The sequence below is a fragment of the Caballeronia sp. GAFFF2 genome (genome assembly GCF_023631485.1).
GTDB lineage: Bacteria > Pseudomonadota > Gammaproteobacteria > Burkholderiales > Burkholderiaceae > Caballeronia.
In genome coordinates this window covers 1-15,159 of record NZ_JALQDA010000007.1, presented here as the reverse complement: position 1 = coordinate 15,159, position 15,159 = coordinate 1, and the positions used below count along the sequence as shown (strand labels likewise).

At 60.7% G+C, this 15,159-nt stretch carries 13 protein-coding genes and 3 tRNA genes; 10 read left to right on the top strand and 6 right to left on the bottom strand.

What is annotated here, in order from left to right; genetic code table 11:
• Positions 1–477 precede the first annotated feature (477 nt).
• On the top strand, positions 478–1,611 hold the full coding sequence (locus NCT04_RS04140; protein ID WP_244827357.1) for a porin: 1,134 nt from the start codon (positions 478–480) through the stop codon (positions 1,609–1,611).
• A gap of 92 nt (positions 1,612–1,703) precedes the next feature.
• Here NCT04_RS04140 and greB read toward each other — a convergent pair whose 3' ends face one another.
• Positions 1,704–2,255, bottom strand: coding sequence for a transcription elongation factor GreB (greB, locus tag NCT04_RS04135; protein WP_250463802.1), 552 nt, complete (start codon positions 2,253–2,255; stop codon positions 1,704–1,706).
• Positions 2,256–2,407: 152 nt separating this feature from the next.
• Between greB and NCT04_RS04130 the strand changes: the two genes are divergently transcribed.
• Together NCT04_RS04130 and NCT04_RS04125 are read left to right on the top strand one after the other, a co-directional pair.
• Positions 2,408–2,484: transfer RNA gene (locus NCT04_RS04130), tRNA-Arg, on the top strand.
• 105 nt (positions 2,485–2,589) lie between these two features.
• Positions 2,590–2,666 (top strand) — tRNA-Arg (locus NCT04_RS04125).
• Between the two features lie 58 nt (positions 2,667–2,724).
• Here the strand turns inward: NCT04_RS04125 and NCT04_RS04120 are convergent.
• From NCT04_RS04120 to NCT04_RS04100, 5 genes are all read right to left on the bottom strand, one after another.
• Positions 2,725–3,216 carry a phage protein NinX family protein gene (locus tag NCT04_RS04120; protein ID WP_250463799.1) on the bottom strand — a complete coding sequence of 164 codons (492 nt, stop codon included), beginning with the start codon at positions 3,214–3,216 and terminating at the stop codon, positions 2,725–2,727.
• 55 nt (positions 3,217–3,271) lie between these two features.
• Entirely contained in the window at positions 3,272–5,665 is a 2,394-nt protein-coding gene (locus tag NCT04_RS04115; RefSeq protein WP_250463796.1) for a RelA/SpoT family protein, read from the bottom strand.
• 116 nt (positions 5,666–5,781) lie between these two features.
• Positions 5,782–5,985: a DNA-directed RNA polymerase subunit omega gene (gene rpoZ / locus NCT04_RS04110; protein WP_006025620.1), complete on the bottom strand. Its 204-nt coding sequence runs from the start codon at positions 5,983–5,985 to the stop codon at positions 5,782–5,784.
• A gap of 70 nt (positions 5,986–6,055) precedes the next feature.
• Entirely contained in the window at positions 6,056–6,730 is a 675-nt protein-coding gene (gene gmk, locus NCT04_RS04105; RefSeq protein WP_244827353.1) for a guanylate kinase, read from the bottom strand.
• 9 nt (positions 6,731–6,739) lie between these two features.
• A complete protein-coding gene (locus tag NCT04_RS04100) occupies positions 6,740–7,684 on the bottom strand; it encodes a YicC/YloC family endoribonuclease (protein WP_244827352.1) in 945 nt (314 codons plus the stop codon).
• A 293-nt stretch (positions 7,685–7,977) separates the two neighbouring features.
• Here NCT04_RS04100 and rph point away from each other — a divergent pair, with 293 nt between their 5' ends.
• The 7 genes from rph to NCT04_RS04065 all read left to right on the top strand — a co-directional run bounded on the left by rph (position 7,978) and on the right by NCT04_RS04065 (position 14,280).
• The gene (gene rph, locus NCT04_RS04095; RefSeq protein ID WP_250463794.1) at positions 7,978–8,736 is read left to right on the top strand and encodes a ribonuclease PH; all 759 of its coding nucleotides are present in this window, start codon (positions 7,978–7,980) and stop codon (positions 8,734–8,736) included.
• Complete coding sequence (gene rdgB, locus NCT04_RS04090) at positions 8,729–9,346, top strand: RdgB/HAM1 family non-canonical purine NTP pyrophosphatase (RefSeq protein WP_250463791.1); 618 nt, start codon at positions 8,729–8,731, stop codon at positions 9,344–9,346. The genes rph and rdgB overlap by 8 nt, the downstream gene beginning before the upstream one ends.
• Positions 9,343–10,566 (top strand): radical SAM family heme chaperone HemW, encoded by a 1,224-nt coding sequence (hemW, locus tag NCT04_RS04085; RefSeq protein WP_250463788.1) that lies wholly within the window; start codon positions 9,343–9,345, stop codon positions 10,564–10,566. The genes rdgB and hemW overlap by 4 nt, the downstream gene beginning before the upstream one ends.
• Before the next feature lie 29 nt (positions 10,567–10,595).
• Positions 10,596–11,786: an MFS transporter gene (locus tag NCT04_RS04080; RefSeq protein ID WP_244827984.1), complete on the top strand. Its 1,191-nt coding sequence runs from the start codon at positions 10,596–10,598 to the stop codon at positions 11,784–11,786.
• Between the two features lie 44 nt (positions 11,787–11,830).
• Positions 11,831–11,920, top strand: a tRNA-Ser gene (locus NCT04_RS04075).
• Between the two features lie 238 nt (positions 11,921–12,158).
• On the top strand, positions 12,159–13,403 hold the full coding sequence (locus tag NCT04_RS04070; RefSeq protein WP_250463786.1) for a tyrosine-type recombinase/integrase: 1,245 nt from the start codon (positions 12,159–12,161) through the stop codon (positions 13,401–13,403).
• A gap of 91 nt (positions 13,404–13,494) precedes the next feature.
• Positions 13,495–14,280 carry a hypothetical protein gene (locus NCT04_RS04065; protein WP_250463783.1) on the top strand — a complete coding sequence of 262 codons (786 nt, stop codon included), beginning with the start codon at positions 13,495–13,497 and terminating at the stop codon, positions 14,278–14,280.
• Positions 14,281–15,159 lie beyond the last annotated feature (879 nt).

The window sequence follows — 15,159 nt, the reverse complement described above, 5'->3', positions numbered from 1 at the left end:
CGCGCTGACAAAGTTTGGAGATCTTTTCCGTCAACGAAAAAGTCTGCTTCGGAAAGCAGAGCCCTCAGTATAGCTACGGCTGCAGCAATAATTACCCTCGAAAAAAGCAATCTTCTGTTTCACTTGGCTCAACAATCCGTATTTTCGGAAAGCGCCTGTTGCTTTGCGCCAACTTATATGTAGCGCTTGCGCAACGCGAGTTGGTTGACACTTCCGCCCTTACGACTTTATTCGCGCTTAAAGCGTTGTATTAAAAGAAGAATAAGCGGTTCATCGATCATTGCTGTTAGAAGAATGATTTATTGCGGAAATTGGAACGCCCCGCTTGTAACGCCGTCTTTACACTTCGTCTGGTCCGGAAACACATGTGTCTCTTCGTGACGCATGACTCCTCCGACAGCGCCTCTCGCAGCGCGCCGGAACGAGGTTTCCTCAAAGCCTGGGTCTAGGGCCCAATCTGCTCTCGGAGTTACAAAGATGAAAAAGACTCTCATCGTCGCAGCCCTCTCGGGTGTCTTCGCCACTGCAGCTCACGCCCAAAGCAGCGTCACGCTGTACGGCTTGATCGATGCAGGCATCACCTACACGAACAATCAGAACGGCCACAGCAACTTCAAGGAAACCAGCGGTTCGGTGAACGGCAGCCGTTGGGGCTTGCGCGGCGCTGAGGACCTCGGCGGCGGCCTGAAGGCAATCTTCACGTTGGAAAACGGCTTCAACATCGCTAACGGCACGCTGGGCCAGGGTGGCCGCGAATTCGGCCGTCAAGCGTACGTTGGTCTGTCGAGCGAACAATTCGGCACGGTCACGCTCGGTCGTCAATATGACTCCGTGGTCGACTTCCTCGGGCCTCTGGCTCTGACGGGCACGCAATACGGCGGCACGCAGTTCGCCCACCCGTTCGACAACGACAACCTCGACAACACGTTCCGCGTGAACAACTCGGTCAAGTACACGAGCGCGAACTACGCCGGCTTCAAGCTTGGCGCGCAGTATGGCTTCTCGAACGAAGCAGGCGGTTTCTCGGACAACCGTCAATACAGCGTCGGCGCATCGTACAACTACGGCCCGTTGAACATCGCTGGCGCGTACATGCAACTGAACAACGCCGGTTCGCTGAACACCGGTGGCGCGATCAGCGGCGACAACCCGTTCGTGGCTGGCCGTCAACGCATCTTCGGCGGCGGCGTGAACTACGCTTTCGGCCCGGCAACGGTTGGCTTCGTGTTCACGCAGACGATGCTGGACAACGCAACGGCCATCAGCAACACGGGTTCGCAAGGCGCCGGCCTAGTTGGTCTGACGGACGGCCACGTTCGCTTCACGAACTACGAAGTCAACGGCCGTTACAACCTGACGCCGGCTTTGTCGCTCGCAGCGAACTACACGTACACCGACAGCCGCATCGATGGCGTGAAGCCGAAGTTCCACCAAGTCGACCTGCAAACGGCATACGCGCTTTCCAAGCGTACGGACGTATATCTGCAAGGCGAATACCAACACGTTTCGGATCTGGATGGCACGGGTCTGGGCGCGACGATCAACGGCGTAGGCGTTTCGTCGACGCCGAACCAAGTCTCGGCAACGGTTGGTCTGCGTCACCGCTTCTAAGCTGGACTGGTTTCATCAGTATGAAAAAGGCCGCTCTTCGGAGCGGCCTTTTTTCGTCCAACGTTCCGGGCACCGAAGCGCCTTCAAAACTTTTAGCGCGGATAGCGCACGTCGAGGATGTCGATCTGCTGCACGCCTGCGGGCGTATGCAACGGCACCGTATCGCCGATCTTCGCCTTGAGCAGCGCGCGCGCCACCGGCGAGATCCAACTCACGTGACCGACGTCCAGGTCGACCTCGTCCACGCCGACGATCGTCACCGTATGCACCTCGCCATCGTCGCCGGAATAGTCGACGGTCGCACCGAAGAACACCTGGTCGACGTTCTCCTGCCTGCTGCTGTCCACCACTTCCGCGAGATCGAGACGCTTGCCGAGAAAGCGGATACGCCGGTCGATTTCTCGCAACCGACGCTTGCCGTAAATGTAATCGCCATTCTCCGAGCGGTCGCCATTTGACGCCGCCCACGACACGAGCCTGACCACTTCGGGGCGCTCGGTATCGAGCAATTGCAACAGCTCGTCGCGCAGGCGCTTGTGGCCCGCTGGCGTGATGTAGTTCTTGGTCCCCGCCGGAACGTCCGGCTGACCGAGTTCGAGATCGTCGTCACTTTCGTCCGACTCTTTGACAAATGCCTTGTTCATCGCACAGACCAAGTTCGAATTTCCGGGGCTTCTCTGCCCCCAAACCAACAACTTACCACGCGCGTTGAGCGTGGAGGACGCATCTAAAGCGATAATTTGGTCAACGCCCCTTCCTTTTTCAAACAGGCTTGGCTATAATTCCGCTTCTGCGTGCGGCTGTAGCTCAGTTGGATAGAGTACTTGGCTACGAACCAAGGGGTCGTGGGTTCGAATCCTGCCAGCCGCACCACTTAATTCAGGTTTCCCGCCTTCGGACGGAAAACAGCATCAAGCGCTTAACCAAAAGCGCATGTAATAAACAAGCAGTACCGTTTGAAGCAGTACCGTTTTGCGTGCGGCTGTAGCTCAGTTGGATAGAGTACTTGGCTACGAACCAAGGGGTCGTGGGTTCGAATCCTGCCAGCCGCACCACCTTTCGAAGGGCCTTCCACACGGAAGGCCCTTTTTGTTTGCCTCGTCGCTAGTTACTCTACTGCCGCGGCAACGAGCCGATATCGCCTATACGCTCGTCGGGTATCGGCAAATCTTCAACCGATGCCACCGCGCTTGGTTCGCCAATCGCCTCGGCTCGTTCGCCCATCAGCATTTGCGAGCGATGCGGGAATTCGTCGTCCACGGTATCGCCGAAAGAGTGACGCACGAACGCGCGCAGAAGCGCCACGCGCAGCGACGGTCCGCGCCCTTCCATCGTGTCCGCGTCCTTGCCGAAGCTCACGCTGCAGACCACCTCGCCGCGTCCATGATCGCTCATTTCGAGCCGGCACGCGCGCTCGAGAACGACCGAAGCGGCTTCCCACGAAGTCGATGGCAGGAAGCGACCGTCCCAAGGCCGGCCGCGATCGTTGCCGCGAATGGAGAGCGTCTGTCCGCTGTCGGTGAAGTGGATTTCGCGAATGAAATCGTGCAGCCCGCGCGCTACCCAGTAGTCGAGTGCCTGGCCGTCGAGATCGGATGTTTGCATGTGGCGCTTCTCCTGTAGTCGTACAGGCATGCACGCGATGTGCCCGCGCCGTGGATCAATAGTCGGCGCGTTCGCGGTCGATGCGCATGCCGCCTTCCTGATTGCGATGATGCGGCTCGTCGCTAGGCCGCTCGCGCGCGATACGCATGACGTCCGGATTGGTCCGCACACGCCGCATTACGTTGGCGAGATGCACGCGGTCGCTGACCTGGATGACGAAGCGCAGCATCTTGGCTTCCTGCGAGACGTCTTCATCCATGGCGATATGGACGATGTTGGCATCCGCCGACGTAATGTCCGCCGCGACGCGCGCAAAAACGCCCTTCGTGTTTCTGACGAGCACCTTCACCGCGACATCGAACAAACGTCCCGGCTGCGGCGCCCACGCGACGTCGATCCAGCGACCCGGATCGCGCCGATGAATTCGCTGCGCCACGCGACATTCGGTCGTATGAATGGCCATGCCGAGCCCGATGCCGATATAGCCCATGATGTCGTCGCCGGGAATCGGGCGGCAGCACGCGGAAAGCTGCACCGACATGCCTTCCGTGCCCGTGATGACAACTGGCGGCGCCGTATTCGTATTGACGTGATCGCGCGGCGAGTGATCGTCGTCGTCGCGGCCGTTCATCAGCACTTCGATGCGCTTGGCCATGACCGCTGCCACGCGCCTTCCAAGACCGATATCCGCGAAAATTTCCTGACGCGTCTTGTTGCCCGTCCATTGCACGAGCTTTTCCCAGACTTCCGGCGTGACATCCGAAAGCGCCAGACCGTAACCCTTGAGGCTTTGATCGACGAGACGTTCGCCCAGCTGCACGGACTCGTTCAGGCGCATTGTCTTCAGATAGTGACGAATGGCCGAGCGCGCCTTACCCGTGCGCACGAAGCCGAGCCACGCCGGATTCGGCTTGGAGTACGGCGCGGTAATGACTTCGACGATATCGCCGCTCTTCAACTCCGTGCGCAGCGGCAGCAATTCGTTGTTGATCTTCACCGCGACGCACTGATTTCCGAGGTCGCTGTGGATCGAATACGCGAAGTCGAGTGCGGTCGCGCCGCGCGGCAGCGGCATGATCTTCGACTTCGGCGTGAAAACGTAGACGGCGTCCGGGAACAGGTCGATCTTGACGTGTTCGAGGAACTCGCTCGAATCGCCTGCTTCGCTCTGAATGTCGAGCAGCGACTTGAGCCATTGATGCGCGCGCTTTTGCACGTCGTTGAGGTCGGCACCGCCGTTCTTGTAGAGCCAGTGCGCCGCAACGCCCGCCTCGGCGATCTCGTGCATCTTGCGCGTGCGAATCTGGAACTCGATGGGCGCGCCGAACGGACCGACCAGCGTGGTATGCAACGACTGATAGCCATTGACCTTCGGAATGGCGATGTAGTCCTTGAACTTGCCCGGCACCGGCTTATAGAGCGCATGCAGCGCGCCGATGCACGTATAGCATTCGAGCGCGCTTTCCACGACCACGCGAAAACCGTAAACATCGAGCACTTGCGAGAACGACAACTGCTTGTCGCGCATCTTCTTGTAGATGCTGAAGATCGTCTTTTCGCGGCCGGTGACTTCGGCGCTGATCTTGGCGTCCGCGATGGTGCGCTGAACGGCTTCTAGAATCTTGCCGACCACTTCGCGCCGGTTGCCGCGCGCCGCCTTCACCGCTTTTTCGAGCGTGGCGTAACGGGTTGGATTGAAGTTCGCAAAGCTCAAATCCTGCAGCTCGCGATACGTATTGTTCAGACCCAGCCGATGCGCAATGGGCGCGTAGATGTCGAGCGTCTCGCGCGCGACGCGACGGCGCTTTTCCGACGGCACCGCGCCGAGCGTGCGCATGTTGTGCAGCCGGTCCGACAACTTGACGAGGATGACGCGGACATCGCGCGCCATGGCCAGCAGCATCTTGCGGAAGTTTTCCGCCTGCGCTTCCTCGCGATTGCGAAATTCCATCTTGTCGAGCTTCGACAAGCCGTCGACCAGTTCGGCGACCTTCGCGCCGAAGCGCTCCGCGATCTCCGTCTTGGTGACGCCCTGATCCTCGATCACGTCATGCAGTAGCGCCGCCATGATCGATTGCGCGTCAAGCTTCCAGCCCGCGCAAATTTCCGCAACGGCAACCGGGTGCGTGATGTAGGGCTCGCCGCTTTGACGATACTGCCCGAGATGCGCTTCGTCGCTGAAATGGAAAGCCGACTTGACTTCCTTGATCTCTTCCGGCGAAAGATAGCCTGCAAGCGTGTTCGTCAGTTTCGCGATGGAAACGACGTCGTGCTTGCGCGGCTGTTCCGGCGTGGCGGTGGGCCCGAACAGATGGCGAAACGACTGTTCGAGGACCGCATCGATATATCTGCGCGCCGCTTGGGGCTTGTCCGCGTCGAGCACCGAATCCTGATCGATTTCGATGTCGGGTTCCACGGAGGCGGAGACGGGCAACGGTGCTTGACTCATGTTCGCCTCCGTGGGTAAGTGACGCGCAATGTCGTCCGGTTAGGAGAGTTGAAACGCCATGCAAAAAACAGCGCCCGTGATGAGGGTCACACGGACTATTACGAAGGCGAAGGCAATTAAACCGGCACCTTCTTCAACATTTCGACGCCGACCTGGCCGGCCGCGATTTCGCGCAGCGCAACGACCGTAGGCTTGTCGCGGCTTTCGATCTTCGGCGTATGGCCTTGTGCGAGCTGACGCGCGCGATAGGTCGCTGCAAGCGCGAGCTCGAAGCGGTTAGGAATTTGTTTCAGGCAGTCTTCGACGGTGATGCGGGCCATGTTTGTTTCCTTCTCGATATGTACTTTATTCTACCTTATGTGACCGGCATGACCCGGCCACTACTTCGCGTCATTGCGCCTGCGCGGAGTGAATGCCGAGCTCCACGAATAGCTCCGTATGACGCGCGTATTGCGAAGTGAAGCGCAGCCGCGTCGCCTTGACGAGACACTGCAACTCGGCGAGCGCGCGATCGAAGTTCTCGTTGATCACGACGTACTCCGCTTCCGATGCATGCGCCATCTCGCTGCCGGCTGCAAGCAGACGCCGCACGATCACTTTCTCCGAGTCCTGGCCGCGTTTTTTCAGACGGTCTTCGAGCGCGTCCAGCGAAGGCGGCAGAATAAAAATCTCGACCGCATTGCGGAACTGCTTCTTCACCTGCTGCGCACCCTGCCAGTCGATTTCGAGCAGCACGTCGTTGCCGTTACGCATCTGATCCTCGATCCACACCTTCGAGGTCGCGTAGTAGTTGCCGTGCACTTCGGCGCTTTCGAGGAATTCGCCTGCCTTGTGGCGTTCCATGAATTCATCGACGGAAACGAAGTGATACTGCACGCCGTTGCTTTCCTTCGGGCGCGGGTCGCGCGTCGTATAGGAAACGGACAGGCGGATAGCTTCGTCCTGTGCAAGCAGCGCGTTCACGAGCGTGGACTTGCCCGCACCCGAAGGCGCGACGACCATGAACAGGTTGCCCGGATAAATGCCCGTGTAGTTGCTGTGCGAGCGGTGCGTGTTGTTCGGCATGATGTTGCGTTACTCCAGATTCTGTACTTGCTCGCGCATTTGTTCGATGAGCAGTTTCAGCGTCATCGATGCATCCGCGAGTTCCTTCGCCGCGGCCTTTGAGCCGAGCGTGTTTGCTTCGCGATTAAGCTCCTGCATCATGAAGTCGAGGCGCTTGCCGACCTTGCCGCCCTTTTGCAACACGTGGCGCGTTTCGGTCAGATGCGCGGTGAGCCGCTGCAATTCCTCGGCGATATCGATACGAATACCGTACATCGTCACTTCCTGGCGAATGCGCTCGGCAATTTCCTCGCGCGGCACGCTCGCCGATGTGGCGCCGTCGTTCGTCGCAATGCCGAGCGCGTCTTGCAAGCGTTCGACGATCTTCTGCTGATGCTTCGCGATCAATTCCGGCACGAGCGGCGTGATGCGCGCGACGATGGCTTCCATCTCCGTCACGTTGTTGATGAGCACCGCGCCCAGCGCCGCGCCTTCACGCGCGCGCACGTCGATGAGATCGGCGATTGCCTGCTTGCCGCACGCGAGCACGGCTTCGCGCAACGTGTCTTGCGACACCGAGCTCTCCTTCAGCACGCCAGGCCAGCGCAGAATCTCGCCAGTGCGCATGCGTTCGGAGTCGCGAAACACGTCGAGCACGGCGCGTTCGAGCGCGGCGAGTTGCGTGAGCGCTTCGCGATTGAGCGCGCCCGCGTTGGCCGTCTGCTCCACGCGATTCAGATTGATACGGATATCCACCTTCCCGCGCGAAAGCTTGCTCATCAGCATTTCGCGCAATTGCGGCTCGCTTGCGCGCACGTCTTCGGGCATGCGGAAGTTCAGATCGAGGAAGCGCGAATTCACCGTGCGCAATTCCACCGATACACCGACGCCCGAACCGCCCGCGCCATTGGGTCCCGCGCCATCCGCGACGACTTCGCGGGTCGCGCTGGCATAGCCTGTCATGCTGTAGATCATGGTACGTCTCGCGATGTGAGCCTTCGTTGCGAAGGCCGTTTCGATACGAGCGCCCGGCGCGCTTGAGGGTGCGCTTCGGTGGCACGCGTATGGCCGCCGGGCGAGGAACCCGCATTATCCCATTTTTACTGCCGCGCCCGCTGATATGACGCCTCGCGGCGCTGGCCGCGCGCGACAACGCCGGCTTTGGATTAACGATAAAATCGCGCACACGCCGCGCTTTCGCGTTATTCCCGCGTCTTTATCGAGCGCCGGCACTTTCACTACGCGTTCAACTCCACTCTGGCCCATCCATGACCGACTCTCCCCTGCTGAAACCTTCCGTTCCGCGTCCGGGCGGCCGCCGCGCGAATCAATTGCGCGACGTGCGCATCACGCGGCACTACACGAAGCATGCGGAAGGCTCGGTGCTCGTCGAGTTCGGCGATACCAAGGTCATCTGCACGGCGAGTATCGCCGAGCGCGTGCCGGAATTCCTGCGCGGGCGCGACCAGGGCTGGCTCACCGCCGAATACGGCATGCTGCCGCGCGCCACGCATACGCGCAACGACCGCGAAGCCGCGCGCGGTAAGCAGACCGGCCGCACGCAGGAGATCCAGCGGTTGATCGGCCGCGCGCTGCGCTCCGTATTCGATCTGAACGCGCTCGGTCCGCGCACGCTGAATATCGACTGCGATGTCATCCAGGCCGACGGCGGCACGCGCACGGCGAGCATCACGGGCGCGTTCGTCGCCGCGCATGATGCCGTCACGAAGCTCGTCGCGAATGGCCGTATCGCGCAAGCGCCGATCAAGGATTTCGTCGCGGCCATTTCCGTCGGCATCTATCAGGGCGCGCCCGTGCTCGACCTCGACTACGAGGAAGACTCGCAGTGCGACACCGACATGAACGTCGTGATGACGGGCGCGGGCGGTTTCGTCGAAGTTCAGGGCACGGCGGAAGGCGCACCATTTTCGCGCGACGAAATGAACGCGCTGCTCGATCTCGCGGACAGCGGCATAAAAGGCCTGATCGCGAAGCAAAAAGCTGCACTGGGGATAGAAGGTGTCTGATACGGCAACACTCGGACGCGTGGTGCTCGCGTCGAACAACGCGGGCAAGCTGCGCGAATTCGCATCGCTGCTGGATGCGGCGGGAATCGAATTGATCGCGCAGGGCGAACTCGGCGTGCCGGAAGCCGAAGAACCGCACGCCACTTTCGTCGAAAACGCGCTGGCCAAGGCGCGCCACGCCGCGACGCTCACCGGCCTGCCCGCTTTGGCCGATGACTCCGGCCTTTGCGTACGCGCGCTGAACGGCGCGCCCGGCGTGTATTCGGCGCGTTTCGCCTCGATGCGCGGCGGCGTGAAAAGCGATGCGGCCAACAACGCGCACCTCGTCTCCGAACTCGCCGACAAAGCCGACCGCCGCGCCTATTACTTCTGCGTGCTCGTGCTCGTGCGTCACGCGAACGATCCAGAACCGCTCATCGCCGAAGGCCGCTGGCACGGAGAAGTCATCGACACGCCGCGCGGCGCACATGGCTTCGGCTACGATCCGCACTTCTTTTTGCCGACGCTCAACGCGACGGCTGCCGAACTCGATCCGGCACGCAAGAACGCGCTTTCGCATCGGGCGCTGGCGCTGCGTGAATTGCTGCAACATCTCAAGGAACTTGCGTGAGTTCCGGTCCGAAGACAATCGATGTCGTGCAGGCATTCACATCGCCGGGAAGCATCCGGCTCAAGTCGTTGCCGCCGCTCGCGCTTTACGTGCATTTCCCGTGGTGCGTGCGCAAGTGTCCGTATTGCGATTTCAACTCGCATGAGTGGAACGGCGATGCGTTCCCCGAGGACCGTTACCTCGACGCCTTGCGTGCCGATCTCGAAAGCGCGCTGCCGCTCGTGTGGGGACGGCAGGTACACACCATTTTCATCGGCGGCGGCACGCCGAGCCTTTTGTCCGCGAAAGGACTCGACCGGCTGCTCTCGGACGCGCGCGCCTTGTTGCCCATCGACGCCGACGCCGAGATCACGCTCGAAGCCAATCCCGGCACCTTCGAAGCCGCGAAGTTCGCGCAGTTTCGCGCGAGCGGCGTGAACCGCTTGTCGATCGGCATTCAGAGTTTCGACGAAACGCATCTAAAGGCGCTCGGCCGCATTCACGATGCAACGCAGGCGCGCAAAGCCGTGGAAATCGCGTCGAAACACTTCGACAATTTCAATCTCGACCTGATGTTCGCGTTGCCGAAGCAGACGCTCGACGAATGCCGCCGCGATATCGACACCGCGATCGGCTTTGCGCCGCCGCATTTGTCGCTGTATCACCTGACCATGGAGCCGAACACGCTCTTCGCGAAATACCCGCCCACGCTGCCCGACGACGATGCCGCCGCCGACATGCAGGACTGGATTCACGAACGCGCGCGCGATGCCGGCTACGAGCATTACGAAGTATCGGCGTATGCGAAGCCGCATCGGCAAAGCAAACATAACCTGAATTACTGGCGTTTCGGCGATTACCTTGGAATCGGCGCGGGCGCGCATACCAAGCTCTCGTTTCCGCAAAAAATCTTGCGGCAGGCGCGCTTCAAGCATCCGGCGACATTCATGGACCAGGCGCTTTCGCCCGGCCAGAGCGCGATTCAGGAAGAGCGCGAAGTCGGACCGCGCGATCTGCCGTTCGAATTCATGCTCAACACGCTGCGTCTGGTCGAAGGCTTTCCGGTGCATTCGTTCATCGAGCGCACGGGCTTGTCGATGTCGGCTATCGAACCCGCGCTCGTCGAAGCGGAGAAGCGCGGACTCATCACGCGCGACTTCGAACGCATTGCGCCGACCGAGCTCGGCCAGCGCTTTCTCAACGATCTACAGGAGCTGTTCTTGAAGGATTCGCAAAATTGAGCGCGCCCACGTTGGGATCGGACTCGGTGATGCGGCATCGTCCGTTTGCGCTTTTCTGGAGCGCGCGGGTAATGTCGTCGGTGGCATTTCAGATGATGTCGGTGGCGATCGGATGGCAGGTTTATTCGATCACGCATAGCGCGTTTGCGCTCGGGCTCGTCGGACTCGCGCAGTTCCTGCCGATGTTCGTGCTCACGCTCGTCGTCGGCCATGTGGCGGATCGTTACGACAGGCGCACGATCGCGTGGGTTTGTCAGGGCATCGAGGGCGCCGCGGCGCTCTGTCTGTGCGCGGGCGCGTGGCATGGCTGGCAAAGCGTTGCGCCCATTTACGCGATCGCGGCGATCACGGGCGCGGCGCGCGCGTTCGAATCGCCATCGATGGCGGCGTTGCTGCCCAATCTCGTCCAGCGTTCGCAATTGCAGCACGCGACGGCGTGGTCCACCTCGGCAAATCAGACGGCGCAGATTCTCGGCCCGGCGATGGGCGGCCTCCTCTACGGCCTCGGCGCGTTGACGGTGTATGGCGCGGTAGCCGTCGCGTTTCTCGGCGCGGCGTTTGCCGTGGCGGCGATCAGGATCGATGAAGCCGTCCGCATGCGCGCGCCGCTGTCGTTCGAGGCGCTGTTTTCGGGCATCGCCTTCATCCGCAAGAAGCCGGTGATCCTTGGCGCGTTGTCGCTCGATTTGTTCGCGGTGCTGCTCGGCGGCGCGACCGCCCTCTTGCCGGTGTTCGCGCGCGACATCCTGCATACCGGACCTTGGGGCTTGGGTGTCTTGCGCGCGGCGCCGGCCGTGGGTGCGCTTACCGGCTCGATCTGGCTGGCGCATTTTCCGTTGCGGCAGCGTGCGGGCACGGCGCTTTTCGGTGGCGTGATTGCGTTCGGCATTGCGACGATCGTGTTCGGCTTGTCGCGCAACATTTATTTGTCGCTGGTGGCGCTCGCGGCGCTGGGCGCGTCGGATGTGATCAGCGTGGTCGTGCGCATGTCGCTCGTGCAGTTGCAGACGCCCGATGAGATGCGCGGACGCGTCGGCGCGATCAATTCATTGTTCATCGGGACGTCGAATCAGCTCGGCGAATTCGAATCGGGGATGACGGCGGGTTTGTTCGGCGCAGTGCCGGCGGTGCTGATCGGCGGACTCGGAACGATTGCCGTGGCGCTTCTATGGATGCAACTATTTCCCGCCTTGAAAGCGACGCGCTCGCTCGAAGGCTGATGGTTCCGAAGCGCGTTTGAGTGCGCTACAATACGCGCCTTGCTGGAGGTGTGGCCGAGCGGTTTAAGGCACCGGTCTTGAAAACCGGCGAAGGAGTGATCCTTCCGTGAGTTCGAATCTCACCGCCTCCGCCACCCCGCCTATTTTCTCTCGTCTCGTTTCGTCGCGCTTGATCGCGCAAACCCCCATTCAGTAAGCCTCTCAGCCCGATACTCCTACGTCCGAGCGTCTCGTCTCATTGCGTTTCGACGCGTTCAGTTGTAAATTTTATGGTGGATGGGATGGTGGAGGGCTGATGGTGGAGGCGTTGGTGGATAGATTGCTCCCGCGCTTCCTGGTACTCACCGCCCGTGGGAACCTTGACGAGCGCCAATGCCAAAAAAAGCGAAGGAACTTGGACCGCTGGCGGTCAGCAGACTGAAAAAAACCGGCCGCTACGCTGTGGGCGGCGTCACTGGCTTGTACCTGTACGTTTCGGACACTGGGGCAGGCTACTGGGTGCTCCGTGTCGTTGTCGCCGGCAAGCGTCGTGAAATCGGCATCGAGGCCTACTCTCAGAAGGGTATGGGCGTCGCCGAGGCGCGCGAAAGAGCCCTTGCCCTTCGAGAGGACATCAAGCGCGGCATTGACCCTGTGATGCAGAGGAAGGAAGCGGCGAGCCAGCTGCGCGCGGGCCAGGCATTGGAAATGACCTTCGAGAAAACGGCGGAGCGTTACATCGCGGCGAAGGAAGTCGAGTGGCACAACTCCAAGCACGGCGCGCAGTGGACATACACCCTCGCCGAATACGCTCATCCAGTCATCGGCAAGATGCAGGTCCGCCACGTGACGCGCTCTCATGTCCTCGAGATCCTGGAACCGATCTGGCAAGAGAAGACAGAGACGGCGAGCCGTCTGCGCGGCCGGATCGAGGCCATTCTCGACTATGCGCGCGTCAAAGGCTTCCGGGATGAAGGCGGCAACCCGGCCGCCTGGCGGGGCAACCTTGACAAGCTCCTGAGCGCCCCGAAGAAGACGAAGCGCGTACGCAATCACCCCGCCCTGCCGATCGTGCAGATGGGCGCATTCATGAAGACTCTGCGCGCTATCGAAGGCGTCAGCGCCCGCTGCCTGGAGTTCTCGATATTGACCGCCGCGCGGTCTGGCGAAGCGCGGGCCGCCGACTGGCGCGAGATCGACCTCGAAAAGGGCATCTGGTCCGTGCCCACCGAGAAGATGAAGGCGCGAAAGGAGCACCGTGTGCCGCTGCCCGCGGCTGCCGTGCGGCTCCTGAAGGCGATAGAACGCCAGGACGATGTCCATCTCGTCTTTCCAAGCCCACGGGCAAACCGCGCGCTTTCGGACATGTCTCTGCTCGCCATCATGCGCCGGCAAGGACTGGATGCGACGCCGCACGGCTTCCGCTCGACGTTCCGGGACTGGGCGAGCGAGTACACCAACTATCCACGCGAGCTGGCCGAGGTGGCGTTGGCGCACATCAAGGGCGACGCGACTGAGGCGGCCTACTGGCGCTCCGACGTGCTGCAGAAGCGCCGCCGGCTGATGGAAGACTGGGCTACGTTCTGCGACCAGGTCATCGAACTGGGCGCCGTCCTGCCCATGAATGAACCGGCGTGAAGGTTTGCCGCGCCTAGCCCGACGGGGCGAAAACCGGGTGCCCTACCCGGCTGGCACGGCTCCCAGATAGGGCTTTGCTATAGGGCGAGCTATGTTTGAAATCATTGGGGAGTTCGACGACCCGTACGATCGTCGGGCCGCAGATCTTGGGCTAAGCGGTTTCGTTGAGAACGCGAGGACGTGGTGTTCGCCGCGTTGGCATGGATACGCGGGCACTGCGAGCATAAGCGCGATCTTTGCGCTTTCGAAAGTGGTGGAAACGGTTGAGGATCGTTGGAATTCCTTGGGCCAACAAGAAGCAGCGGAGCACGGCTGGCCCTACACGCCAGAGCATGGATCGGCTTCCCTGCTGCTATCCCAGCTCAAGGAAAACGATTTGGACGAGTTGCCGCCTCCATTTAAAGGCTGCACTGACGCATCGACCCCCTTCCTTCAACAGCCTGCCGTCTTGATGATGCTGGCCGCACAGGCACTATCGGAGATAGACCGTGCTGGAGCATGCCTGCGAAAAGGCGAAGTCACGGCAGCGCTTAATCATCTATCCAATTCGAGTAACAGCATCTCAATCGCGAGTCAGTCGGCCGGACGGCAGTATGCCGCGCAAAAGGCTCGCGAAGCCGCTCGGGAAGCACTGCTTGAGCGTTCGTCAAATGGGGGGCTTGCCCGCGCAGAGCGTTACCAGCCGATCAAGGATTGGCTCCGTGATCAACTCGCTGCCGGCAAGTGGAACGGCAAGTCAGCTCGACAAGCGGCAAAGGCCCTTGAGGCCGGCGCACTAGAGATGAACCGTCGACACGAATGCAAGCTGAGTGAAGACAGAGCATTTACGACCATCTATGAATGGATCCTTGATCTACGGAGAGACAAGTCTGCCTAATACGCTTGCGTGGCACGCGTATACGAAGAGCGACCATATGGTTACGTCCGCTCGGCGCGCGGCTATCTCAGCAGGTCATTGATTATTAAAGTCGTCTCGACCAGTGCAATCCCGCACTATTTCGAGTCGATACGATGACCAACACTGAAGTCCGGAACTTCGATAGCCTGCCCGCCGCGGCAGGCGTCAGGGTTCAAACCGTCGCTGCTCTCTGCTCCTGTAGCGTCTCTGCCGTCTGGAACCGTTCCAAGCGCGGCGACCTCCCGAAACCCCGCAACATCGGCGGCCACGCATTGTGGAACGTTGGTGAGCTGCGTGCGGTCCTGCTCGGAGAGTCCGCATGACAGATAAGAAAATAGCTGGCTCAAAGGCCAGTCAATCAAACAACCCAATTAGAGATGCTAGATCGGAGCGCTTACAGGCGCCATCGGTTAGGTACGATTTTGCGAACAACTTGACGGACGGCGAATTGCTCGACTATCCTCCGGGAACGGTGCTCAAAACACCATGTCTAGCGGTCAAGCCACCCCGTCAGTCTGTGGCTTTTGTTTCGTCTATTGGTTTTGCTCCAATGGGCGGGAGTGCGGCTAATAAAAGACCCGCAAGGGGAATATGCCCGCCGTCTAGACACGGTTTTGAGCTCCTGCCCGCCCGTCTCAAATACGGGTCCATAGTCTCGTCTAGGAGCAAAGCCATGCATGGCAATACCCTCGCTCGTCCCGAGCAAACTGCCCTTCCGCTGCAAATCCAAATTATCAACCGCGCCCTACGCGACGCCGCGCTTGCGCCCTCCGCAAACGACGCGCTCGACTGCTGCGCCGAAGCGTTGCTGCATCTCGCTGAACTCGCCCGCGCCGAGGTGCGTCATGACTAACGTCA

Coding starts and splice junctions, on each gene's coding strand:
- NCT04_RS04140 (WP_244827357.1), top strand. CDS start 478: ATGAAAAAGACTCTCATCGTCGCAGCCCTCTCGGGTGTCTTCGCCACT.
- greB (WP_250463802.1), bottom strand. CDS start 2,255: ATGAACAAGGCATTTGTCAAAGAGTCGGACGAAAGTGACGACGATCTC.
- NCT04_RS04120 (WP_250463799.1), bottom strand. CDS start 3,216: ATGCAAACATCCGATCTCGACGGCCAGGCACTCGACTACTGGGTAGCG.
- NCT04_RS04115 (WP_250463796.1), bottom strand. CDS start 5,665: ATGAGTCAAGCACCGTTGCCCGTCTCCGCCTCCGTGGAACCCGACATC.
- rpoZ (WP_006025620.1), bottom strand. CDS start 5,985: ATGGCCCGCATCACCGTCGAAGACTGCCTGAAACAAATTCCTAACCGC.
- gmk (WP_244827353.1), bottom strand. CDS start 6,730: ATGCCGAACAACACGCACCGCTCGCACAGCAACTACACGGGCATTTAT.
- NCT04_RS04100 (WP_244827352.1), bottom strand. CDS start 7,684: ATGATCTACAGCATGACAGGCTATGCCAGCGCGACCCGCGAAGTCGTC.
- rph (WP_250463794.1), top strand. CDS start 7,978: ATGACCGACTCTCCCCTGCTGAAACCTTCCGTTCCGCGTCCGGGCGGC.
- NCT04_RS04080 (WP_244827984.1), top strand. CDS start 10,596: ATGCGGCATCGTCCGTTTGCGCTTTTCTGGAGCGCGCGGGTAATGTCG.
- NCT04_RS04070 (WP_250463786.1), top strand. CDS start 12,159: ATGCCAAAAAAAGCGAAGGAACTTGGACCGCTGGCGGTCAGCAGACTG.
- NCT04_RS04065 (WP_250463783.1), top strand. CDS start 13,495: ATGTTTGAAATCATTGGGGAGTTCGACGACCCGTACGATCGTCGGGCC.